Here is a 23901-nt window from a genome sequence, read left to right as displayed (position 1 = left end):
GCCGTGGCGCCGCGCGCTTTACATCAGGCTACGATGTCGCTGGTTGCCGCCTGGCCAACGGTGGTGACGAGGAAATCCGCCACGCCATGCCCAGAGAAGTCCACTGCCAACGTACCCAGGTTGGTACCCGAGGCGTAGGTCAGTACAGCATCGCCGGCATGCCCGGTGAATGCATTGACGAAGCTCAAGCCTGCACCTTTGGTGATACCGGTGAGGTCGATCTTGTCGGAACCGGAGGTGAAGTCGAAGATCTTGTCGGCCGCACCCGGCTTGGAGTCGGAACTGGCACCGTACACGAAGGTATCGCTGCCGGCGCCGCCCCACAGTTGGTCCGCACCGCCGCCGCCGTAGATGATGTCGTTGCCGGCACCGCCCTTGATGAGGTTGGCTGCGTTGTTACCAATGATCAGGTCGTTGCCCGAACCGCCGAAGGCGTTTTCGACCGTGACGCCCTTGGCGATGGACACGTTGCCCACCAGGCCGCCAACGTCGGAGAACGACGCTTCATTGAGGTTGATCTTCTGGTTCTGGGTAAAACCGGAGAAGTCCAGGGTGTCATTGCCGCCACCGTCCCATACCGAAAACACCAGCTTGTCGGCATTGGAAGTGGCGCTGTAGAAATCACGCCCGGTGTTGGAGTTGAAACCGTAGGTGGTGTCGCCGGCACGCGTGTTGTAGTTGGCGCCGTAGAGCTTCTGGATCGCCGCGATGTCGTCGATCAGCGGGCCCGAGGAGTAAGCCTCGACCCCGCCTTTACTGAAGTTCTGGTTGGTGTTGCTCTCGCTCCAGTAACTCATGACGCTGTAGCCACGCGTGTCCTGTCCATAGGTCGCGTCGTTATAGGTCGGGTTGCCATTCCCGGCGTTGTAGTCGCCAGGGTGAGCCAGGCCCAGGGTGTGGCCGATTTCGTGGGTCAGGGTCTGCCGGCCATAGTTGTTCAGGTCCGGGGTCTTGTTCGGCGTGTAGCTGTTGTTGGTCAGGTACCACGAAGTGCCGTCGTAGCCTGCGCCGGTGCCGGGCAGGTAGGCGAAAGCCGCTGCGCCGTCCTGGCCACCGCTGTAGTTGCCGAAGGTCATGTGTGCATCACCACCGGAAGCCTTTTCGGTAAAGGTCACGTTGGCGACATCCGACCAGGATTGCATGGCCAGTGCGGCCTGTGCTTTTTGCTGGGTGTTGAATTGGCTGAACCCGGAAATGCCATGTTTGTTCATGGTGGCCGAGGAAGCCGAGGTGAGGAAGGTGTAGGTCAGATCGATCTTGCCGTTGCCATCAAAGTCCCGGTACGCAGCACCATCCCGCAGCAGCTGGGTCGCTGCCTGGTCCACGGTGTAGGACGGTTTGCCATTGACCGTGAGGTTGCCGCCACGGTCGTACAGATGGCTGAAACTATCGATCTGCGAATACGCTGTGCTGGTTTGCGCTGCAGAAACAATAGCTTTGTCTTTTACTTTTGACATAAACGTACTTCCTTGTTTGCAAGTGCATCAGTCTTTGTTCGATAGGAACCTCGCGGGCGAGATCGTCCTATCACTCGCCTCTTTTGAAGGCGTATCGAAACTGACACAACCTGAAATCTTTCGTCTACAAATATTTCCGCATTGAAACTGTGACGTAGATTCAACTTGAGGAAGTGCTCTCCAGCATTTATTGGGGGCCATTGCTTCTGCGCGGCCAATTGTCGCCCACTGTTATTTAAATATTAAATATCGGTAAAGCCGCTCAAGTTGAGCGGCACACTTGATAAATGGATCCAATATATTGTCACGGTGTCATCTACAACATTAAAGAGCCACTATCTGCACTATTAAAGTGCTTTGTCCCCTATTACCGGGCCACACTCCAACCCGACTTGTTCAACGCGCTGATCAGCCTCTCGCCGGTAAGTCCCGGCACGCTGATGCCGTCTTGCGTGGTCATGTCTTCACCGGCCAGCAAGGCATTGATGATCGCCTCCTCCACCGCCTCTGCCGCCGCGCTGAACAGCGGTGAAATATGGTCGTTGTTCACCATCTGCAGGGGCGTGCTCAGCGGTAGGTCCTTGCGCCCGTAATCGGCTGGCGGGATCGCCTGGTTGCCCGTGGCGAACGCCAGGAACAGATCGCCACTGGAGTCTTCAGTGCCGCCACCGGTGCGGGCGATACCGACCGAGGCACGCTGTGCCAGGCGTCGGCACTGGTGCGGCAATAACGGCGCGTCGGTGGCGAGGATCACCACAATCGAGCCCATGCCGGGCGTACCGCGTTCGGCGAACGGCGAAGGGATCTCCATCAGATGACGCCCCACCGGGTAGCCATCCACACGCAGTTCCTGGCGTTTGCCATGGTTGGCCTGCACCAGCGCGCCGACCGTCCAGCCCCCCTGCTGCGCCGGCAAGCGCCGCGATGCCGTCCCGATTCCGCCCTTGAACTCGTGACAGATCATCCCGGTACCGCCGCCCACCGCGCCCTCCTGCACCGGGCCGGATTCAGCGTTATCCAGCGCCGTGCGCACATGCTCAGGCTTGACGTGCTGGCCCCAGATATCATTCAGCAGGCCGTCGTAGGTTTCCATCACCACCGGCATGCACCAATACACGGCCGGGTCTGCCAGGCGCTCACGCTCCAGGGCGATCAACGTGTCGCGCACCACGCCGATGCTGTGGGTGTTGGTGATCGCCAGCGGCGTGGTCAGCAGCCCCGCTTCGCTGATCCATTCAAGGCCAGTGGCGTCGCCATTGCCATTGAGCACGTGATAGCCGGCAAAGCATGGTTGATGGCGCGCCTCCCCGGCCCGTGGCTGGATGACGCTGACGCCGGTGCGCACCTGTTTGCCGTCGATGCAGGTCTTGAGCGTGGCGTGGCCGACCCGCACGCCCGGTACATCGGTGATTGCATTCAATTCGCCGGGCGTGCCCAGCCCCAACGTGATGCCCAATTGACGTGCACGCATAACCACTCCTTACAATTTCTGAAACGCCGGACTCAACCGGCCACTGATGCAATACAAAATCACCGACGTGGCCAGCAAGCCGATGATGATCATGATGTCCCGGACCGACGCAGCCGCGATCAGGGTCGTCAGTAAATAACCCGCCCCCAGCACCGCCAGTAACGCCGGCAGCGGCCACAGCGGCATGCGGTACGGATGCTCACGATCACGCAGCAGCACCCGGCTCATCAGCGCACTCAACGCCACCACCAAGTACACCAGCATGATCAGCAATACGCTGAATGAGGTCAGGTCCGCCAAATTGGAGCTGAAACTCAGCAACGCCGAGGGAACCGCCAGAAACAGCGTAGCCAACCAGGGTGAATCCCAACGCGGGTGGATACGCGTGAAGCAGCGATTGATGGTCGGCGTCCACAGCGCATCGCGGCCACTGCTGAACACCACGCGGCCGATCTGGATGACGATGGCGACGATGGCATTGAACACCGACAGGAAGATCCCCGCGCTGACCAGGCGTGACAGGGTTTCATTGCCGTGGCTGGTCAACAGATAACCGATGGGGTCCGGGCTGCTGATCATCGCACTCAGCGACGGCGCGCCGATTAGCAACGCGGTGATCGGCACCAGCTCAATCACCACCACCAGCCCCAGCGACCACAATACGGCTTTGTGTACGCCTTTGCCGCCACACTTCATGTCTTCGGCCAGCAGCACGGCCGGGCCATAGCCATTGAACGAAAACAGGCCGATACCGACCGCGCCGATCACCAGGCCCCAGGGCGCCAGATGCAACATGCCGTTCTCGACAATCTGCGGTTGCAACAGCACGCTGGCCGGCTGCACCGGGTTACCGAAGCCGATACACACGATCACCAGCAGTGCCGCCACTTCCAGCAACAGGCAAGTGCCGGTGATCCAGGCATTGAGCTTGATATTGAGTATGCCCAGTGCGTAGCTGCACACTACGATCACCAGGGCTACGGTTTGCGAATCGAATTTCGTGCCCAAGGCGTTATTGAGATACGTCGCGGCTCCCGTTGCCAGTACCGGCGGGATAAACAGCAACATGACCAGCACGGTCAAAAACGTCGCATAACCGGCCATGCCGCCGAACACGCGCTTGGCGTAGACATATTCACCCCCTGCGCTGTTATGGGCACGCCCCAGTTCGGCGTAGCAGAAGGCGAACATCAGTGCGAGCAAAGCGGCCATCACAAAGGCCAGGAACACACCACTGCCGGCCTGTTGAATGGCAAAGGGCGCGATGACGAACACGGAACTGGCCGGAGTGACCGCCGAAACGGTGATGGCCACCACATCGAAGACGCTCAAGGTCGGCTTGAGCACGCCGTCTGGCGCGGGAGAAGCACTCATATCGTTATCCTCTGTCGTTGTTTTTGGTGTGAGGCAGAAACGAAAAACCGGATGGGTTGCGGGATATGTTTCCCGCTGAATGAGCACGAAGGTATCGGCTGCGACGGTGTCAGCCAATTCCCCTATTGGGGTACTCCCCTTGACGGCCCCCGGCAAAAACCCAACCCTTGACCGATCTATTCGAGGCCGGGAGCCGTTTAAATGAGCCTGTTCAGGGAAATCGGCATGCATGCAGGGCTGGGGCGCACCCTGTCACAGATCGGCACCGAGCGGTTCTGGAAACAACTGGTGCTGTTACTGCATCAGTGCCTGCCCTTCGACAACGCCCTGGCGATCTTCTACCCACTGGAAGGCCCGCCCCAGGCGCTGGAGGAATACGACGCCCAGCCCAGCAGCAAACCGGCGTCGATGCTGGTTTACCTCAATGGCTTGTATTTGCTCGACCCGTTTTTCCAGGCGTGCCGCGAAGGCTACCTCAGCGGTGTGTACCGCCTCGAAGAGGTGGCGCCGGACCATTTTCGCCAGAGTGAATACTTCCTCAACTACTTCCACGACAACGTCCTGGAAGATGAGGTGCAGTTCATCCTGCAATTGCCGGGGGCAGGCACTTTGTCATTGTCGCTGGGCATGCAACGCCGGTTCAGTTTTGAAGAAAGCGGGCTGATGACCACGCTGGCGGCGTGGGTGCTGCCCTTGATGCAGCAGCATTGGCAGCAAAGCACTCAGCGAGTGCCGGCGATGGACAGCCAGATCAGGGACGCCCTGAGCCATTTCGGCTGCGGCGTGCTGTCGGAGCGTGAGCTGGAAGTCGCCCGGCTGGTATTGCGTGGGTTCTCGTCCAAGGCCATGGCCGAGCGCCTGAACATTTCGCCGGACACCGTGAAGGTGCATCGGCGACATCTGTACGCGAAGCTGGATATCTCGTCACAACCGGAGCTGTTTTCGTTGTTTATCCAGTCGTTGGGGCATGATCTGGAGAATCCCTGAGGGCCGGGTGTCACTACCCAATAAAGAGCGGCTTTCTGAAGTCGACGTCAGAAAGCCGCACTGTCGGTTTTGAGCCTTTCAAACCTTTCCGAAGATATTGTACACAACGTCTATCCCATTCCCCTCCCGGGTTTTAGCCTCCACACGTCCTCGAATCCACACAATCGGACCGGACGTAATAAACAGCACCTCGGCACTGACTGCTGGGCGGCCCTGAGTTGAGCCATGGGGAACGTAAGTAACACTCACTACTTTGTCCGCTAATGTGTAAGTACCGCTTGGCGTGTCAACACCCTTAATCTCGACCTGGATGATTGCTGGCGCTAGCGGATCTGAACCTTCCATCCTGCCAAAAAATCGAATATTTCCGCTTTGTTCGTCGCGATAGACCGATGTCGATATGAAAATACTCGGCACACCGCCAGTGGTTACCGCACCCACCATACTGCCGAACGGGCTGATTTTCGGCAGGACGATATTAGGGACGTTTGGCATAAAAACTCCTTTTTTCATTTGATGACTAATAGGCATCAGGAGCTTAAGTCAATCGCCCAAAAATAAAACCTGTCAGAAATGACAGTCTAAGAAATCGGTTTTTAATCGCTAGAAACTCTATGGACCGCGCCTGCCATGGTGGCCGGCTCCATAGGCGGCCTGCCGCACCTTTTATCATTGGCTTAGTGCACGTAATTGGTAAAACTGGCCATCACGTCCGCGTTAACCCCTAGTCCCACCAGTTAAACCGCCTGATACCGAACGCAGCCTTGTAGTGAACGGGCTTGCCCTAATGCCAGTCAGTTAAGGATTAACGCGGTCACTGTGGGAGGGGGCTTGCTCCCGATGGACTGCGTAGCAGGCCCATTTTTGAGGCCGCTGCGCGGCCTATCGGGAGCAAGTCGAATCGTCGCACCGCCCCTCCCACAATTTATTCATCGCCCGCTTTATCGCTCAACTGACAGGCAAGCCCGCTCACTACGAACTTCAGCGGCCGGTACGGATGGTGTTCCACACCCGTGTACGCACCCGGTCGATATTCAGCGGCATCGCCTCCAGGGCAAACAATTTGCCCATCATTTCCGGGCTCGGGTACACCTTGGTGTCGGCCTTGATCATCGGGTCCACCAGGCTGTCGGCCGCGCTGTTGCCATTGGCGTAGTGCACGTAGTTGGTGATGCTGGCCATCACGTCCGGGCGCAGCAGGTAGTTCATGAACGCGTAGCCGGCTTTTTCATCGGGCGCGTCGGCGGGCATGGCGACCATGTCGAACCAGATCGCAGCGCCTTCCTTGGGGATGTTGTAGCCGATGTTCACGCCGTTTTTGGCTTCCCTGGCACGGCTTTCGGCTTGCAGGATGTCGCCGGAGAAACCGACAGCCACACAGATGTCACCATTGGCCAGGTCGGCGGTGTATTTCGAGGAATGGAAGTACGCCACATACGGCCGCACTTTCATCAGCAGGTTTTGAGCTTTTTTGTAGTCTTCAGGCTGCTTGCTGTGGGGCGGCAACCCCAGGTAGTTCAGCGCGGCCGGCAACAGTTCCGGACCGTTGTCGAGGATCGCCACCCCGCACTTTTGCAGCTTGGCCATGTTTTGCGGTTTGAAGATCAAGTCCCAGGAATCCACCGGCGCGTCGTCGCCGAGCACGGCCTTGACCTTGTCGATGTTGTAGCCGATGCCCGTACTGCCCCACAGGTAGGGAAAACCGTGGGCGTTGCCCGGGTCGTTGTTTTCCAAAGCCTTGAGCAATACCGGGTTGAGGTTTTTCCAGTTGGGCAATTGGTGCTTGTCGAGCTTCTTCAGCGCGCCGCCCTCGATCTGCCGGGCCATGAAGTGGTTGGACGGGAACACCACGTCATAACCCGATTGCCCCGTCATCAACTTACCGTCGAGGGTCTCGTTGCTGTCGTACACGTCGTAGGTGAAACCGATGCCGGTTTCTTTCTGGAAGTTCTTGGTGGTGTCGGGCGCGATGTAGTCCGACCAGTTGTAAATTTTCACTGTCTCAGCGGCCTGGCTGATAGACGCCGCTAATATCAGGGGAAACAGGGCAATGACTTTCATGGTTCGATTTCCTGGCGGTTTCAGGGCTGTTGTTATGGCAGGCGATCAAGGATCCAAAGCGTTCGTGCGAGTCAAACGATCAGTGCATGAAACCTTCCATGAAGCCGGCCACGGCGCTCGCCCACTTGCGCCGCCAGGGCGCGGTATGGGGGTCGGCCAACACCTGGTCTTCATGCACAAAACTGCGAATGATCGCGTTGTAGCCCAGCCAGCGGCAGGGCTCGGGCTCCCAGGGCTTGAGTGCGTCCAAGCCACGCTCGCGGATCACCCAGGGCTGGGTGGTCAATGGCGTATCCAGGCCCAGGATCAGGTCAGCCAAGGTGCGCCCGCCCAGGTTGGTGGCGCCGACGCCCTCCCCGCCATAACCGCCAGACAGCGCGATACCGGTCTTGTGGTCACACAACATATGTGGCCGGAAGTTGCGTGACATGCCGAGGTTGCCGCCCCAGGAGTGTGTAATTCGTACCTTCTTCAGCTGTGGGAAGAGTTCACCAAACAGGTAACGACGCAGCTCGACTTCGCTGTCGGTCAGATCGAAGTTGTGTCGCAACTTCCCCGCGAACTGATAGCCGCCACGGGCCCCGAACACCAGGCGATTGTCCGCTGAGCGCTGGCCGTAGGTGACCTGACGGCTGCTTTCGCCGAACGCCTGGCCATGGCTCAAGCCGATTTCATCCCAGGTCGCGGCGCACAGCGGCTCGGTGGCGACCATCAGGCTTTGCACCGGCAACTGATAACGCCCCAGGGCCGGCAATGTGTTGGCGTAGCCTTCCACCGCCGGCACCACCCAGGCGGCGCGCACGCTGGCCTGGGCGGTGCGCAGGCGGCCGGACTGCCAATGGGTCACCGGGCTGTTTTCGTAGATCGTCACCCCCATGTTCTCCACCACCCGCGCCAGGCCGCGCACCAGCTTGGCGGGGTTGATCGTCGCGACATGCGGCGCATAGATGCCGCCATAGGGCTTGGCGATACGGATCTGCTCGGCCAACTGTTGCGGGCTCAACCAGCGGTAGTCGTGTTCAGTCAGCCCCTGGGCGTGGAGTTTGTCCAGGTAACGACGCAGGCTGCGCTCCTGTTCGGGGTAGCGTGCGGCGCAATACAGGGCACCGCCTTTGCGGTAGTCGCAGTCGATCCCTTCACGGGCCAACACCTGGGCCACTTCATCCGGAATGCCGTGCAACAGATCGAATGAGGCCCGGCGTTGTTGCGGGTCGAGGCCCGCCAACAAGCGGTCTTCACCCAACAGGTTGCCCATCAGCCAGCCACCGTTGCGGCCCGACGCGCCAAAACCTGCGGTGTGTGCCTCGATAATCGCGATTTTCAGCTCGGGTGCCTGGCGCTTCAGGTAATACGCGGTCCACAGCCCGGTATAACCGGCACCGATAATGGCCACGTTGACATCCAGGTCATGGGCCAGCGCCGGCCGCGCCAACAGCGGGTCGTCCAACTGGTCCATCCATAAACTGATCTTGCGCCATGCCGGCATGCCGGGCTCCCCTACCTCATTTCGATAGGGACGATCCTAGGGCGTGAGGTTATGGGCTGTCTTGCGCGCGTGCACGCAGAGAAATTTGCTTGACGTAAGCCTTGGGCGACTGCCCGGTGTGCTGGCGAAATGCGCTGTAAAACGCCGATAACGAGTTGAAACCCGCAGCGAACGCCAGCTCATCGACTTTTATCGGCGACGTGGCCTTGTCCAACTCGGCCAACAAGTGCTGGAGCCGTGCCTGGTTGACGTAGCGGTAGAAGCTCTGCCCGAGCACCTGGTTCAGCAGGTAGGACATCTGATTGCGGCTGTAGCCACACGCCTTGGCCACCCGTTGCAAATCCAGCTCCGGGTCCAGATAGGGTTGCTGCTGTTGGAAATACTGCTGCAGGTCGTTGGCCATATGCCCCAACTGGTGCGGCGACAGGCCCAGGCGACTGACGGTCGGGCGTATGGCCTGGGCCGGTTGTTCATGCACCAGGGATGCGTATTCATTGACCCGCCAGATCAGCCCGTCACGCACGGTGATCGCTTCGCTGGTGCGGAACGACACTAACCCCTGGCCGCCGCGCAAGGTGATGCAGTACTGGATGAAGGCCGTGTCACCGTCGGCGCGAATGCGGTCAGCATGGGCGATGGCCTCATCGGGCCCACGCGGCATGCTGGCTTGCAGGTACTCACGCAGTTCGGCGTAGCCCACCACGCGGTTCTGGAAGAAGTCGTGGTACTGGATGTCCGGATGGTAGTAGGCCATGACCCCATCCAGGTCGCGATGGCGCCAACACAGGTGGTGACGCAACACCAGTTCAGCCGTGGCCCGGGTGGTTTGGCAATCATCGGCCGAGGCGCTGTCGGGCATATAAGGCTCTGTGGCGGGTAAATGGTGAGACTGCCGAATTATCACGACCGCTTCAAGGGTCGATCAGCGCTGATCACTAATGGCTTTTTGCCTGATTTGAACCAGGACATGACCTACATCAAAGAGTCAGTAAACAACTGCCGAACGGGACAAAAAAGTCACATGACGGTTACGAACGAATGCTATTTTTGAAATTCTTCAAACCATGACCATTGACGGTCCTGGCCCTGCCGCGAGCTAAAGGAAGCGCTCAATGAACAAGGTGGGCAATATGCACGGCAACCTGAACAAAGTGACGTTCCCCAACGCCTGCCAGCTGATGCGCTGGCATTTTCATCCGATGGGTTTCGAAGGCAGCATGGATGCGCCTGGCAGCATGATCGTGCGCCTGTTCGACCGGGCCAGCGGCGAGACCTTGATCGCCATCGCCGGCATCCCCTGCGCCACCGTGATGAATGCCTCTGATGTAGAGCGCATCATCGAGGCGGTGGAGGATGAGTTGGAGTCCTTTGTACCACCGCTGTCTTTGCGGGCTTGATGCCTTGCCCGGGCCGTCGTGAGCGGCCCTGCCGGAGTCATCCACGCCGGTCGTCGAAGAACGCTTTCTTGCCATCTACCCGCTCCGAGGCCCTGGGCACATTCACGCCCTGGCCCTCCGGTTTCTCGACATACCAATAGCAGTGGCTCACCGCACGGGTGATACCGACGTAAGCCAGGCGCAGCACTTCGTCTTTTTGCGCCGTGTCATAGGGCTCGCTGTCGCCGTCCTTGCCCAGCCCGGCCATGCGGTAGACCTGGTTCTTGTAGGGCGAACTGGTGACATGCTGGCAATCGCCCAGCAGAAAAACAGCATCCGCCTGCAGGCCCTTGGCGCTGTGATAAGTCAGCTGTTTCAACCTGCGAGCCGCTGGCGGCAAGCTCGAATCCAGATTAACTACAGACCAAATATGCTCTTGAATCAATAACTTATCGCTGCTTTTTCTATACAACATCAAGACCGAATCGCCTTTTTGATAATGCTCTACCAGCGTGCGGCCCAGCATGGCGTCATCGCGATCAAGCACCGCAACCGGGACCAAGGGTTTGGGTGCGCCGCTGGCCTTGGCTTTTTTGCCGGGAATCGCCGGGGCGCTGCGCACCACATGCTCGGCGGCGTCGATGATGTGCTGGTGGCTGCGGTAGTTCTCGCCGAGCATCACACGGGTGGTCGCGGGTGACGGGAATTCCTGGTTGAACGCAATGAAATACTGGGGCGAACTGCCGCGCCAACCATAAATCGACTGCCAGTCGTCCCCTACGCAGAGTAACGAAGAACGCTGCGCCCCACGCCCGACGTGCATCGCCGGGCCACGGCTGCGGATTTCACGCAGGCTGGCGCGGAGCCACGACACGATCTGCGGCGACACGTCCTGGAACTCATCGATCATCAGGTGCGACATCGGGCGCAACAGCGGGTCGCTGAGCAACTTGAGGTTTTCCGGGGTGTTTTCACCGAACAGCGAGAACATGCGGTTGTAGGTCATGATCGGCGGCGACTGGTCGAGCAGATGGTCTTCCAGGGCTTTCCAGAAAATGCTCAGGGCCTCGAAGAAGAACCGATCGGGGTCGTCCTTGGCGAAGCTCATCCGGCCCACGGCAGTGGGTACGTCCAGGCCAAGGTTTTCGATAAAGCCGGCAGCCGTGACAAAGCTGTCCAGCAGCGGCGCCGACGCCAGTTCACCTTTAACCTTGTAGTCAAACCCGGGGCCCGCCGTGGCATCCCCCGCCAGGCTGCCCAAAAGCCGCTTCGATGATTCGTAATTATCAAGCCAAATCAAAGGCTTGCGGCAGAAAGCTTGAAACAAGGTGCGCTTTACCGCCCACTCCGCACGCACCGACAGTTTGGCATTGGGGCGTGTGATCTGGGCATTCTCCCGAGGATCGAAGCCCAACACCACCCAAGCGTCCAGCTCAGCGATGTAGCCATGGCAATGAAACTGCGCACCGTTGATCTCGAAGGTCTGGCGGCTGGGCTCAATGCCTTTTATCGGCCAGGCGCCGGCACGAAACCACAGGTCTTCGATCACATCGCAGAGTTCTTCATCACGCTTGGCCGCCAATTCGGTCACCGCCATGCGCTTTTGCACATCCGGGTGGTCGCGCTCCAGTTCCTTGAGCTGCAGGCCCTGGCGCGCCAGCGGCACGATCAGTTCACGGAAGCGTTCATGGCGACCATGCAAGTGGTGGTAGCAGGCATTCAGCTGTTGGCGCTGCGCGTCGCTGATCCGCAGGTCGAACGGGTTGCTGTCGGCGTCTTCAACCCCACTGCCGAGGTTCTCGAAGGCTTGCAGCCGTTCAAAGCCCGGCAGACTGCGCACCATGGGCAAAATGCGCGAGTGAAAGGTACGCACCACCGCCTGGGCCTCTTTGAGACCAAGGGGTTGGCCCCACAGGCTGAGAATCTGCATGAGTTTGTTGATGAAGTCTTTACGTGATTCGCGGGTGAAGGTCACCACCGTCATCGAGCTGAGCTCGAAGCCCAGATAATGGGTCAACAGCAGGATACGCAGCACCAGGGAGGTGGATTTACCTGCGCCCGCCCCGGCAATCACCGAGGTCGAGGGCGTGTCGCTGAAGATCATCTTCCACTGCGCCGCACTGGGCTGGGCATGCTCGGGCAGCAATCGGGCCACGTCGGCCTTCATGCGTTTTTTCACCTCGGCGGTCAGCGGCAGGCGCCAATCATCGAACAGGCTGTCGTCGATCCCCGGCGCGCGATGCTCGTCCGGTCGAAAGTCACGAATCAACAGGACTTGCCGGCCTTCCTCGATACCATCGGCCTTACCCTCGCGGTAGCCGTACTCCACGCCGGCCTCGTGCCCGCTGCGAAACCCATCCGCCTGGCCATGCAGCCAGGAAAACCGGTGCTGGGCCCGCAAACGGGTCAGGCCATGCCCAAACAGGCGCGCCGCCAGACGCTTGAGTAGCGGCATTTCGGCCAGTGGGCGCAGTTCGGGCGGTAGATCAGGCTTTTGTTGCGGCACGCGGACTCCTGCGATGGACTGGCTTCGACAAGTGCGCCATGGTCGCCGGAAACGGCGCTCAGTTCCAGCCAATTGCTTTATCGTCATGCAGTTAGGCGATGAAGTGAAAGTCAAAACACGCGCAACCCATCTAATCGACTGATAGGAATAAGGCACTTTTTACGCTTTTTATCGATCATCCGCTGCCGGAAAATGCGCTCATTCACAGGAGACGATCATGCTTGAACTTCGACCCTTCAATACGTTGGGCGGCGCCCATCACGGCTGGCTGGACGCTCATCACCACTTTTCATTCGCCGAATACCACGACCCCAAGCGCATGCACTGGGGCAACCTGCGGGTGTGGAACGACGACATCATTGCGCCGGGCACCGGTTTTCCGCAGCACCCGCACCGCGATATGGAAATCATCACCTATGTGCGTGAGGGCGCGATCAGCCACGCCGATAATTTGGGCAACAAGGGTCGCACTGAGGCTGGCGACGTTCAGGTGATGAGCGCCGGCACCGGGATCGCCCACAGCGAATACAACCTGGAAGCCACACCGACCAAGATTTTCCAGATCTGGATTATCCCGAACGAATCGGGGTTGCCGCCGTCCTGGGGCGCCAAACCGTTTCCCAAAGGTGACCGCGAGGGTTTTGTGACCCTGGCCAGCGGCAAGGCCGGAGACAGCGAGAGCCTGCGCATTCGGGCGGACGCGCGCCTGGTGGCAGCGAACCTGAAAGCCGGGGAAAGCGCCGAATACCGGCTGGACAGCGGGCGGCGTGCGTATCTGGTGCCGGCGACCGGCGTGATTGAAGTCAACGGCTTGCGTGCACAAGCTCGCGACGGTGTTGCGGTGCAGGATGAGCAGGTATTGCGCGTAACGGCGATTGAGGACAGCGAGATTGTGCTGGTCGATCTGGCCTGACGGCCGGCGGCATGGATGAACTGTGGCGAGGGAGCTTGCTCCCGCTGGACTGCGTAGCAGGTCCAGTCTTTTCAAATCAAAAGCGGGGGCCGCTTTGCGGCCCAGCGGGAGCAAGCTCCCTCGCCACGGTGACAGTCTTTTCAGAAACTGAGTGGTATCACTCGGAAATCGCGCCGTCGACCAGCACCTGCGCTTCTTCCACCAACTGCTTGAGGTGATCTTCGCCAATAAAGCTCTCGGCGTAGATCTTGTAGATATCCTCAGTACCCGATGGGCGTGCGGCGAACCAGCCGTTTTCGGTCATCACCTTCAAGCCACCGATTGCCTGGTTATTGCCCGGCGCATGGCTGAGGATTTGCTGGATGCTTTCCCCGGCCAACTGCGTGGACGTGACCTGCTCCGGCGACAGCTTGCCCAGCAGCGCTTTTTGCGCCGGGGTGGCCTTGGCGTCGACGCGGATCGCGAACGGCTCGCCCAGGGCATCGGTCAGGCCACGGTAGATCTGGCTCGGGTCCTGGCCTTTGCGCGAGGTCATTTCCGCGGCCAGCAAGGCCGGGATCAAACCGTCCTTGTCAGTGCTCCACACGCTGCCGTCTTTACGCAGGAACGAGGCGCCGGCGCTTTCTTCGCCACCAAAGCCCAGCGAGCCTTCGAACAGCCCGTCGGCAAACCATTTGAAACCCACCGGCACTTCGTAGAGGCGACGCCCGATGCGCGCGGCGACGCGATCGATCAAGCCGCTGCTGACCACGGTCTTGCCCACGGCCGCATCGGCGCGCCAGTCAGGACGGTTCTGGAACAGGTAGTCAATCGACACTGCCAGGTAGTTGTTCGGCGCCAGCAGGCCACCGGACGGGGTGACGATGCCATGGCGGTCATGGTCCGGGTCGCAGGCGAAGGCGACGTCGAAACGCTCCTTGAGGCCGATCAACCCTTGCATGGCATAGCTCGAAGACGGGTCCATGCGGATCTGGCCGTCCCAATCCACGCTCATGAAGCGGAAGGTGGCGTCGACTTCGGTGTTCACCACGTCCAGGTTCAAGCGGTAGTGTTCAGCGATCGCCGACCAGTAGCGCACCCCTGCTCCGCCCAATGGGTCGACGCCCAGGCGCAGGCCCGCGCTGCGGATGGCGTCCATGTCGATCACGTTGATCAGGTCGGCCACGTAGCTGTTGAGGTAGTCATGCCGATGAGTGGTGTCGGCCTTGAGCGCCTGCGCATGGGTGATGCGCTTGACGCCGGCCAGTTTATTGGCCAGCAGTTCATTGGCCTTGGCTTCGATCCACTTGGTCACGTGGGTGTCGGCCGGGCCACCATTGGGCGGGTTGTACTTGTAGCCACCGCTTTGCGGCGGGTTATGGGATGGCGTGATGACGATGCCGTCCGCCAGGCCGCTGGTGCGGCCACGGTTGTAGCAGATAATGGCGTGGGAAATTGCCGGTGTCGGGGTGTATTCATCCCCTTCGGCCAGCATCACGTGCACGCCATTGGCGGCCAGGACCTCCAGGGCGCTGGCGCCGGCCGGCGTCGACAGGGCGTGGGTATCCAGGCCCACGAATAGCGGGCCATTGATCCCTTGGGCTTCACGGTACAGGCAGATGGCCTGACTTATGGCGAGCACATGCCATTCGTTGAAACTCAGCTCGAACGAGCTGCCACGATGCCCGGAGGTGCCGAAGGCCACGCGTTGAGTGGAGATTGCTGCATCAGGCTGGCCGGTGTAATAGGCCGTGACCAGTCGCGGGATATCCACCAGCAACTGAGCTGGCGCCGGCTTGCCCGCAAAAGGACTGATAGTCATGCATAAACCTCGAAAAGAAGGATTCGGAAAAAGTGACAGTTTACTGGGAGTTGGACTACTTCGCGACGATATCGATCCGACAGTGATTGGAGATTTTTCATACGCTAGTCGATCTGCGCCTGGCGCAATGCCTGTGCCAGGCAATCCAGGGTGATATCAAGGTTCAGCTGCCCACTGAACGTGTGGCTGAGCCGCAGATGCTGGGAATGCAAGCCGCTGAGGCTGAACAACTCACCCGGAGCAATCACCACGTGTTGCGCGACCATGCGCTGGAACACCTGACGCATATCCACCGCTGCCACCGATTCCAACCAGAAGCTTGCCCCGGCGATGGGCATGCGATAGCTCACGCGCCCCTCCAGGTGGGCATCCAGGCGCTCACTCATGGCCTCTGCCTGTTCGCACAAGTGCTCGCGCAACGTCTGCAGGTGCTGGTCGAACCGCCCGTTCTGGTAAAGCTGGGCGATGGCGCGTTGACGGATCGACGACAGCCTGAATGAGCGCAGCAGAAATTGGCGCTGCAACTCGCCGCTCAGGTGTCGCGACAAGACATAACCAAACGGCGCTTCCGGCCCGAGTACCTTTTCGAACGAGGAGAACACGATCAACCGCTCCGGGTTGACCAGGTTGCGCAGCGGGACCGGGGGCGATGCGAAACTCAGCTCACCGAATGTATCGTTCTCCAGCAACCAGCCGCCATAGTGCTCCAGCAACTGGGCCACGCGCAGCCGCTCTGCGGTCGACAGCGTATTGCCTGACGGCAGGCTGACCACCGATGACAGCAACACCAGGGGCACCGGTTCGTGACGCAGCAGCTGTTCGAGCATCGCCAGGTCCAGGCAACCGTCGGCCTGCCAAGGCAACTCGACGACCCGCACACCGGCAGCCTGCAACAGGCGCAAGATCAAATAATCACAAGGGGACTCGACCACCACCATACTGCCCTTGAGACCCAATGCATCAATCAGGATCTCCAGCACGCCTCGCACGTCTGCGCCGATGTACACCTCATCGGCCTGCCAGCAACGCGTGGGCGATGAGGTGTAGCGCGCCGCCAACGCCGTACGCAACTCCCACACGCCACAGGGTTGCGACCAGGGTTGCAGGTGATGCGGATGGCGCCGTACCAGTTGGCGCTCCAGCGTCAGCAAAGCGCCGTCGAGCGAGCCCAGCAGCGCCGGCTCATCACCACTGAGCACGGCCATTGCCGGACGCCGCGCCGCCACGTACAAGCGCTCGAGCAGATCGGCACCCGCCATCATTTGCGGGTTGACCGCAGCCGGCCAGGCAAAATAGCCGGATTTGGCTACTGAGTAGACCCGTCCTTCCTTCTCCAACAGTGAGTAAGCGTACTGAATCGTCGAGATCGACACGTTCAGCCGTGCCGACAACTGCCGCAGGGACGGCAGTTTGACCGGCGTGTCCAGGCTGACCTCGTTGATCAGGTTGATCATGTAGCGGTACACCGCCTGGTAAGCGAAATCCGCCTGTCGCTCCCCGCGCAGGGTCATTGGCGCTGACCTGGTCTGACAAACCGGTGCACGCGGCTAACGCCCCGACAACTGCGCCGCCTGCGCCTGGGCCAGGCGGCGGTTGCGCAGTTGGGCACCCCGTTCGATCTGTACCGGCCGCTTGCGGTACAGGTGTTGCAACAACGGCAGCGACAACCCGCTGGTATCGACTGCCCATTGCTGCAACACATCGCCGGCCGGCTTGCCTTGCAACACGTTGTGCAGCTCAGGGAGCGCCACCAGCATGCCCGGGTGGCATTGGCGCAGGTAGCCCTCCAGCCGCTCGCCATGGTGAATGAAGGGTGAGAACAACAGGCAGGTCAACTGCCCTTCATCCAGGCCGAAGAATTCCTGGGCATAGGTCGCTGACAGAATCCGTCCGTCATCTGAGCTTGCCTCGGCAATCAGGTGGTGTGGAATGTGCCGGCGGTACATGGCGTCCATTGCTTGCCTGACAAAGCTATCCACCCCTTCTGCGTAGGACAGCTCCCGCAGGCATTGGGCCTGCAGCCCATGCAAATGCGCCATCAGCAATGGGTTAGGGAACGCCGAATGGCTGAAGTGGAACGCAAAGGGGTCCGGTTTACGGGCCAGGAACTGCGTGAGCAGCGGTGTCGAGGCAACGTCCACCTCCCCCAGCAGATCGTCGATGCCGATATACGCCAGATGCCGGTGCCCGCCCCGGCCCGGGCTGTCGATGTCCTCATAATGTTCGCCGTAGAGGTCACGGTAGCAACCGGCGCTCCACTCCTCCATGCGCGCAAACAGCGCACTGAGCGATGACGACTTGCCGGGCGGCAGAGTGATGCCCGCCGTAGTGGCCGTCTTTTTCAGCCAGGCCAGGTATTGGCTTTGCGTGCGCGCAGAATCGCCACTGACCACCGCATGCACCCCGCCACCCCATGTGGTGACCCGTTGGTAGAAATCCCCCAGGCGCAGGTAGGTGTCGTTACACAATGTCGCCCTGATATCGCCGGACGTCAGGTGCCCTATCATCAGCATATTGCGCTGGCTGACCTCACGCCCCGCACTCGACGGCGGGCGCTGGTGATTGAATGGCAGCACTTCCTGGTTTTCCACCAGGAGCAGGTCTACGCGGGGATCGTCGTGCAGAAACAACGCGCTGTAGCCCTGGTACAGGGTGTCCAGTGTCGCCTGGGTCATGCCCGCATGCCGCAAGGTGGCTACACGCAGATGAAAGGTCTTGGGCGCCCGCCCGGCAATGGTCAATTGCGCCGCCCGCAGCAGCGCCAGGGTGTAGCTGCTGACAGCACCACCGCCATGGGCGACGAGCACCTTGTAGTCACCGACTTGTTCCATGCCGCCGGCAGCCACCACAATTCGCTGGATCAACAATTGAAGTGCCGTACGTTCGGCACGGGTAAAGTGCCCGATCAACCGCTGCAGAACTTGATGATAAACATAGTTCATGGCTTGCTCGTGAATTGCGCTCATTGCTTTACTACCCGAGTTGAAATATCAGTTTCAAGCAACTGCCAAGAGCAATTGCCTGACCTATTACATCTGTAGGTTTATTACTCGTTACAGGGTACGAGGATGGATCAACATTAGCACCTTGCAACAAACCCACCGGAGCGTTACCGGTGGCATTCCAAATGACCACCTTTGACGAGAGCCGCGATCCTGCGCGCCCTACGGCGAAAGAAGGGATAGCCCTAGGAATAATCCGACAGCGTCCTACACCGCTCCAACTAATAAATTAGAGAAATATCTGACCGACATTACTTACCTCTTTCACCCGAACCCTGAAAAACCGCCCAGGCATTCCCAATAAACTTTCAATACAAATAGGCAGGGCCGAATTAGTTTCGACGAAACGATGCGGTAGTTTCAGATAGTCAATCATTGCTCAGTCCTTGAGATGACAGTGAAGGCACAATTATCGGCACTCAAATAATGAATAACAGATACAGAACAGCGCCAGAAACCCGTTCAGATGATCAACCGGCCGCACGTTAATCGCGCCCACACAACAACGCCGCGCTGGAATTCAGGGCGGCGCAAGGGGCAAAGGTATTGTTTGCGGGGCAGAACAGCCCGGTGGCGGCTTAACCCAGGCGCAGGTTAAGCCCTGACAAATGGCGTGTTTGCCTCATCCACTCGGACCCAGGCGCGCTCATTTGCGAATACTCCTACAGCTCAAACAGCCTCAACCTGCAAGGCAACCCGCTCGCGACACGGGCATTCGTCCATGTAGCGGTGCGCTTCGACGAACTGGCTGAACGGGAACACCGTGGTTTTCAACGGCACCAGCACGCGGTCGGCGGTCAGTTGGTTGATGTCGCGCAGCGCACGTTGCAATGCCACCTGGTCCTGGATGATGCCCAGCTCCGGCTTGCCGGTAAAATTACCGATGCAGTGCACAAAAAACTGAATGTTCTTCTGGAACGCGGCACAGGCCGGGAAAGGCGTCTGGTTGCCACCCTGCAAGCCATACAGCACCAGGCTGCCACGGGGCGCCAACACGTCGCCGAGCAGCGACATCTGCGGGCCGCCCAGGCCATCGAACACCACATCCACACCGCGGTTATCCGTATATTTGTTGACTTGCATGAGCAGGTCCTGCTCTTCAGTCACGATCACCTTCTCTGCGCCAAGCGACAGCAGATACTCACGCTCCGCGCTGTCCTTGGTCGCGGCAATCACCCGCACACCCAGGGCCTTGCCCAGTTGCACGAACGAAGGTCCCGCGCAGTGGCTGGCGTCAGTCACCAGGGCAAACTGGCCCGGCTTGACCCGCGCCAGGTCCACATAGGCAAAGTAGGCGATCAACAGCGGCGTGTAGTGCACGCTGGCTTCAATAGGGCTCAAGACGTCCGGGTAACGGGTCAAGGCCGAGCGAGGCAGAACGATCTGCTCGCCATATACCGGGTAGTCATTGGGGCTCTCGGCCGGAAAACTGGCCACCTTATCACCCACTGCCAAGTCGTCCACGCCGTCGCCCAGGGCGACAACAACGCCGGCCATCTCATGGCCAAGGCCCGACGGCAAACGGGCATGGGAAGACGCCAGGTTCTGACGCCAGAGAATGTCGTACCAACTGATGCCAATCGCGTCGACGCGCACCTGCACTTCGCCCGGTGCGGGCTGTGCGGCTGCATGCTCTTCGCACTTGAGCACCTCGGCCGGACCAAACTTGTGAAAACGGATCGTGCGGGACATCGCAAACCTCGCCAAAGTAACCTCTAATGCCATGAACTCTATCTGGGCTTTCCGGGCAAGGCCACCGGTCGCCGTTAATAGTCAACATGCCTGCCATTGATTCAGCTTCTGAGGAATAGACCCCAAGACTCGTAGGAAAACTCAATTAGCCGGTGCAGAGTACCAGTCTTTCCCCGTAAGATTCATGCCGGTCATACTTTTGAATGGAATCTGAAGGTTCTGAATATGGCCGTTCTCGTCAAGCTTGCTGACTCTTCCAGGACCCAAGATGAACCGTAACGACCTGCGTCGTGTCGACCTTAACCTCTTGATTGTATTCGAAACCCTGATGCATGAGCGCAGTGTGACCCGCGCCGCCGAGAAATTGTTCCTTGGCCAGCCGGCCATCAGCGCGGCGTTGTCACGCCTGCGTGGGTTGTTCGATGACCCGCTGTTCGTGCGTACCGGGCGCAGCATGGAACCCTCGGCCCGCGCCGTGGAAATCTTCGCACTGCTCTCCCCGGCCCTGGACTCGATTTCCACCGCCGTCAGCCGCGCCGCCGAGTTCGACCCGGCCACCAGCACCGCGGTGTTTCGTATCGGACTGTCCGATGACGTCGAATTCGCCCTGCTGCCCCAACTGCTCAAACGTCTGCGCGCCGAAGCCCCCGGCATCGTGCTGGTGGTGCGCCGGGTCAACTACATCCTGATGCCTGGCCTGCTGACCTCCGGCGAAATCTCCATCGGCGTCAGCTACACCGCCGACTTGCCGGCCAACGCCAAGCGCAAGGTACTGCGCCGCAGCCTGCCCAAACTGTTGCGCGCCGACAGCGTCCCCGGCTCCCTGAGCCTGGACGACTTCTGCGCCCGCCCCCACGCGCTGGTGTCGTTCGCAGGCGACCTCAGCGGCTTTATCGATGAAGAATTGGAAAAACTCGACCGCAAACGCCACGTCGTCCTCGCCGTGCCGCAGTTCAACGGGCTGGGCACCCTGCTGGCCGGCACCGACATCCTGGCCACTGTGCCGGACTATGCAGCCGACGCACTGACCTCCGCCGGCGGCCTGCGCGCCGAAGACCCACCCCTGCCGGTGCGCAGCTTTGAACTGCATATGGCGTGGCGTGGCTCGCAGGATAATGATCCGGGGGAACGGTGGTTGCGGTCGCGGATTCAGATGTTTTTTGGCGACCCTGAGAGTCTTTAGGCGTTGTCGGGCAGGCTGTTCAGCCTGATCATTTCCGGCTTAGGCCATGGAGATCTACCCATTTCCAGAGTACGAGGCATCTGGGGGCATATCTGAGGGCATGCTATGGATGCTTTGAAAAGGATGCCCCAGGTCTAAAACAGGCGGACACCATCAACCTTAATTCTGGCGTTCAGTAGGCGTATTTACCGTTTGCAGAGCTGGTGTTTGCCAAGGAATGAAGCGTCAACGGTAGCGGCGACGCTCACTGTGTGTACCAAGGCGATATCCCAACTCAATCAGGTGAGTTTAAGGCTCAAATCAATACCAAGCCTTGGTCATCCGGCAACCCCCACGTCTTCGGCGGCACAGGGCCCTACGTGCTTGAGGCACACGGCAGCATTGATTATGAGAGTCGCCCGCTCCTCCCGATCTTCAGCGGCGACTGCTGCCCGCATGACCGTGGTGTAACCGAGCTATGTTCTGATCGATGCGGCATTGGATCGTGCGCAAGGTGTCTTGAGTAATAACCTGTGGGCATAGGTCCTCGGCGATGCTTGCAAACCGGCTCGCCACATCACAAATGCCGTCAATCATTCTGCCTGCAACGTCCGGGGGAACCTCGGCTTCCTCGGCAAGCCGAAGCATTTGCGTGCGGGAAATCGTCAGGGCTTCCCCCATCACATCCATCTGGTGATATCCACTTGGCCCCTCGCAGAAGGTCACGTCGTAAGCTGGCGACAGTCTCCACTGACCGTCTTGCGACATGATGTAGGCAAAGTTCTTGGGATGATCGTCTCTGTTGTTGAACGCAACATTGAAGACGGCACGTTCGAAGGCCACCGCCATCTCTCGCACGTCGTTGGTACACATCTGTGTTGCCCGCAAGAAGTTGACGTAGTCCAACACCCCCGGAGACCGGTAATTTGCCCCCGTAAAGGCCGCTAGGCTTTGCATGGGTACGCGCAGTCCATCCCGACGGTCAAATCGCTTACTAGCAAACGCCGCTAAGCCATTAGGCAGACTGAAGTACTGCGTGTCAGGGGTCTCGATACCGCACATGCGCAGGCATTCGGCGTAGACCATTTCGATAGCGCACACCTCGGCATGTTCTTCTTTGGCCGGGAACTTAATCAACCATGCTTCAAAGCCCGCCGTGACAGCAGTGGTAAACCGGCCAGTTTCGGGATCGCGATAGACGAGGGCCTTAGGCCTTGCACCTTGAGGCGAGCCGCCCACCAGCAGCAACGCATGCAGGAACTCGCCACCGTCTCCATGGAGCACTTCCTGCACTTCGGCGGCAAGCTGCTCCAGCGGGATGTGGACTTCAGACTCCTGCCCTTCGGGTGCCACTGGCTCAAACGTCATGGCCCCCATTGCATTGCTACCGATGTAGGCCAGCCGTTCCAGTGAGCCGATGCGCGCCGTGGTGAGCCCGCGGCGCCTGAACATACGGTCCATCAGCAACATGCCCCACCCATCCGGCAAGGAGTCGTAAACAGGCCCTGGCAAGTACAGTTGGTGGTCTGGGAAATCTCGGCGCAACTGAGTCCCCTCCAGCGGCAGCGTGTAGGAGGACAGCTCCAAGCCCCTTTGCCTGGCTTCATTGCTGTACTCGAACACGATCAGCGGGCGACCGGTCAGGGCAGTCGTGGAGACCAGCGTGCCCCATTGCAATCGCTCACCCCAGCCCTCGTAGAAGACGTTCACTTGCTCAAGCATTGCCGGACTTCCTTTTTGTACGGAGACGATTGGCGCTGTTTTCGTAACGCCGAATATCCTCGATGGTGTCCAGCTTTGGCAGGAACAAGCCTTCAAGTTCCTTGGTTCGGCCAAGAGCCATCGCCACCCGAACGACGCTCTCGAATCCGACATTGCGCCCGGCTTCAAGATTGGACACTGTGTTTGTGCCGATGCCAGCACGCCCGGCCAAGTCGGCTTGTGTCATGTCCAGCGCCAAGCGCTCTGTGCGCAAGCGATCGCAGATGCGTTTAACGACTTCGCTCGGCTTGCTGAAGCTTAAATCCAACATAGTGTGTACCTAGCCCATTCTGTGCCAGTTAGTTCCCAAAATTATAGAATTAACGCATAGCCCTATCAAGCGACTTAATTCCCTAAATCTGTGCCTTATCGCTTGATTTCTAGCTTTAGCCACAACTTACTGGACTTATCTACCACAAAGGCAAAGGGCAGGTAGAACTATTGAGGCCTGCTCAGAACCGTATTTTGGATGAAGGCTTGCCTTCCGCCTGAGCCCGGTGAGCGTTGGGGGCAAAAATGGGGGCTACAGCACCGGCTGCCAGCAATTCATTCACCGGAGTTGAGCCTGTTGGATCATTCAGTTCTGACGTGCGCATCGGGGTTGATCAATCGGGGCAAAAGTGGTCGAGCGCTGCTTGAAGGACATCTCTCATCCATCAACCACGTGTGAAAGCGTCTAAATTAGGGGTTTCTGGGAACCAGGGAAATGCAATCAGATGGAATTTCAGACATGCCCAGGGATGCGGGATCGACTTCTGGAAAGCGCGTCGTGGTAGCTGACAACAGGCATCGCTTGCAGGACAATTTCTCGGGGGACTCGCCCACAGTGTCATGACTGAACGCAACGATTGC

General features: G+C 59.4%; 18 protein-coding genes. 4 read left to right on the top strand and 14 right to left on the bottom strand.

Going from position 1 to position 23901, the window contains the following annotated elements; genetic code table 11:
- Positions 1-23: 23 nt before the first annotated feature.
- The 3 genes from C9383_RS12085 to C9383_RS12075 all read right to left on the bottom strand — a co-directional run bounded on the left by C9383_RS12085 (position 24) and on the right by C9383_RS12075 (position 4302).
- A complete protein-coding gene (locus C9383_RS12085) occupies positions 24-1457 on the bottom strand; it encodes a serralysin family metalloprotease (protein WP_090371146.1) in 1434 nt (477 codons plus the stop codon).
- 367 nt (positions 1458-1824) lie between these two features.
- Complete coding sequence (locus C9383_RS12080; RefSeq protein ID WP_090371148.1) at positions 1825-2928, bottom strand: DmpA family aminopeptidase; 1104 nt, start codon at positions 2926-2928, stop codon at positions 1825-1827.
- A 9-nt stretch (positions 2929-2937) separates the two neighbouring features.
- A complete protein-coding gene (locus tag C9383_RS12075) occupies positions 2938-4302 on the bottom strand; it encodes an APC family permease (RefSeq protein ID WP_090371150.1) in 1365 nt (454 codons plus the stop codon).
- A 201-nt stretch (positions 4303-4503) separates the two neighbouring features.
- Here C9383_RS12075 and C9383_RS12070 point away from each other — a divergent pair, with 201 nt between their 5' ends.
- Positions 4504-5289 (top strand): helix-turn-helix transcriptional regulator, encoded by a 786-nt coding sequence (locus C9383_RS12070; protein ID WP_090371153.1) that lies wholly within the window; start codon positions 4504-4506, stop codon positions 5287-5289.
- A gap of 78 nt (positions 5290-5367) precedes the next feature.
- Here the strand turns inward: C9383_RS12070 and C9383_RS12065 are convergent, their stop codons facing one another.
- The 4 genes from C9383_RS12065 to C9383_RS12050 form a co-directional block, all read right to left on the bottom strand.
- Positions 5368-5784 carry a hypothetical protein gene (locus C9383_RS12065; protein WP_090371155.1) on the bottom strand — a complete coding sequence of 139 codons (417 nt, stop codon included), beginning with the start codon at positions 5782-5784 and terminating at the stop codon, positions 5368-5370.
- Positions 5785-6270: 486 nt separating this feature from the next.
- Complete coding sequence (locus C9383_RS12060) at positions 6271-7350, bottom strand: polyamine ABC transporter substrate-binding protein (RefSeq protein WP_090371157.1); 1080 nt, start codon at positions 7348-7350, stop codon at positions 6271-6273.
- Positions 7351-7429: 79 nt separating this feature from the next.
- The gene (locus C9383_RS12055; protein WP_090371159.1) at positions 7430-8836 is read right to left on the bottom strand and encodes an NAD(P)/FAD-dependent oxidoreductase; all 1407 of its coding nucleotides are present in this window, start codon (positions 8834-8836) and stop codon (positions 7430-7432) included.
- 49 nt (positions 8837-8885) lie between these two features.
- Positions 8886-9695 (bottom strand): helix-turn-helix transcriptional regulator, encoded by an 810-nt coding sequence (locus tag C9383_RS12050; protein WP_060752897.1) that lies wholly within the window; start codon positions 9693-9695, stop codon positions 8886-8888.
- 253 nt (positions 9696-9948) lie between these two features.
- Here C9383_RS12050 and C9383_RS12045 point away from each other — a divergent pair, with 253 nt between their 5' ends.
- On the top strand, positions 9949-10233 hold the full coding sequence (locus C9383_RS12045) for a DUF1652 domain-containing protein (RefSeq protein WP_060752896.1): 285 nt from the start codon (positions 9949-9951) through the stop codon (positions 10231-10233).
- Between the two features lie 37 nt (positions 10234-10270).
- On the opposite strand, the gene C9383_RS12040 is transcribed toward C9383_RS12045, so the two are convergent.
- Positions 10271-12718, bottom strand: a complete 2448-nt coding sequence (locus C9383_RS12040; RefSeq protein WP_090371161.1) for a UvrD-helicase domain-containing protein — start codon at positions 12716-12718, stop codon at positions 10271-10273.
- 217 nt (positions 12719-12935) lie between these two features.
- Here C9383_RS12040 and C9383_RS12035 point away from each other — a divergent pair, with 217 nt between their 5' ends.
- Positions 12936-13631, top strand: coding sequence for a pirin family protein (locus tag C9383_RS12035; protein ID WP_060752894.1), 696 nt, complete (start codon positions 12936-12938; stop codon positions 13629-13631).
- Between the two features lie 157 nt (positions 13632-13788).
- Here the strand turns inward: C9383_RS12035 and pgm are convergent, their stop codons facing one another.
- The 4 genes from pgm to C9383_RS12015 all read right to left on the bottom strand — a co-directional run bounded on the left by pgm (position 13789) and on the right by C9383_RS12015 (position 20126).
- Complete coding sequence (pgm, locus tag C9383_RS12030; RefSeq protein ID WP_060752893.1) at positions 13789-15432, bottom strand: phosphoglucomutase (alpha-D-glucose-1,6-bisphosphate-dependent); 1644 nt, start codon at positions 15430-15432, stop codon at positions 13789-13791.
- A gap of 104 nt (positions 15433-15536) precedes the next feature.
- Positions 15537-16943: an aminotransferase-like domain-containing protein gene (locus C9383_RS12025; protein ID WP_090371163.1), complete on the bottom strand. Its 1407-nt coding sequence runs from the start codon at positions 16941-16943 to the stop codon at positions 15537-15539.
- Positions 16944-16979: 36 nt separating this feature from the next.
- Positions 16980-18398 (bottom strand): hypothetical protein, encoded by a 1419-nt coding sequence (locus C9383_RS12020; RefSeq protein ID WP_090371165.1) that lies wholly within the window; start codon positions 18396-18398, stop codon positions 16980-16982.
- Between the two features lie 705 nt (positions 18399-19103).
- A complete protein-coding gene (locus C9383_RS12015) occupies positions 19104-20126 on the bottom strand; it encodes a zinc-dependent alcohol dehydrogenase family protein (protein WP_060752890.1) in 1023 nt (340 codons plus the stop codon).
- 268 nt (positions 20127-20394) lie between these two features.
- Here C9383_RS12015 and C9383_RS12010 point away from each other — a divergent pair, with 268 nt between their 5' ends.
- Complete coding sequence (locus C9383_RS12010) at positions 20395-21309, top strand: LysR family transcriptional regulator (protein WP_060752889.1); 915 nt, start codon at positions 20395-20397, stop codon at positions 21307-21309.
- Between the two features lie 414 nt (positions 21310-21723).
- On the opposite strand, the gene C9383_RS12005 is transcribed toward C9383_RS12010, so the two are convergent.
- Both C9383_RS12005 and C9383_RS12000 read right to left on the bottom strand, forming a co-directional pair.
- The gene (locus tag C9383_RS12005; RefSeq protein WP_060752877.1) at positions 21724-23010 is read right to left on the bottom strand and encodes a type II toxin-antitoxin system HipA family toxin; all 1287 of its coding nucleotides are present in this window, start codon (positions 23008-23010) and stop codon (positions 21724-21726) included.
- A complete protein-coding gene (locus C9383_RS12000) occupies positions 23003-23320 on the bottom strand; it encodes a helix-turn-helix domain-containing protein (RefSeq protein ID WP_060752876.1) in 318 nt (105 codons plus the stop codon). The genes C9383_RS12005 and C9383_RS12000 overlap by 8 nt, the downstream gene beginning before the upstream one ends.
- Between the last annotated feature and the right edge of the window lie 581 nt (positions 23321-23901).

Source organism: Pseudomonas palleroniana (assembly GCF_003031675.1).
Lineage (GTDB): Bacteria > Pseudomonadota > Gammaproteobacteria > Pseudomonadales > Pseudomonadaceae > Aquipseudomonas > Aquipseudomonas palleroniana.
The sequence above is the reverse complement of the archived record's forward strand: the minus strand, read 5'-3'. Positions and strand labels throughout refer to the sequence as shown.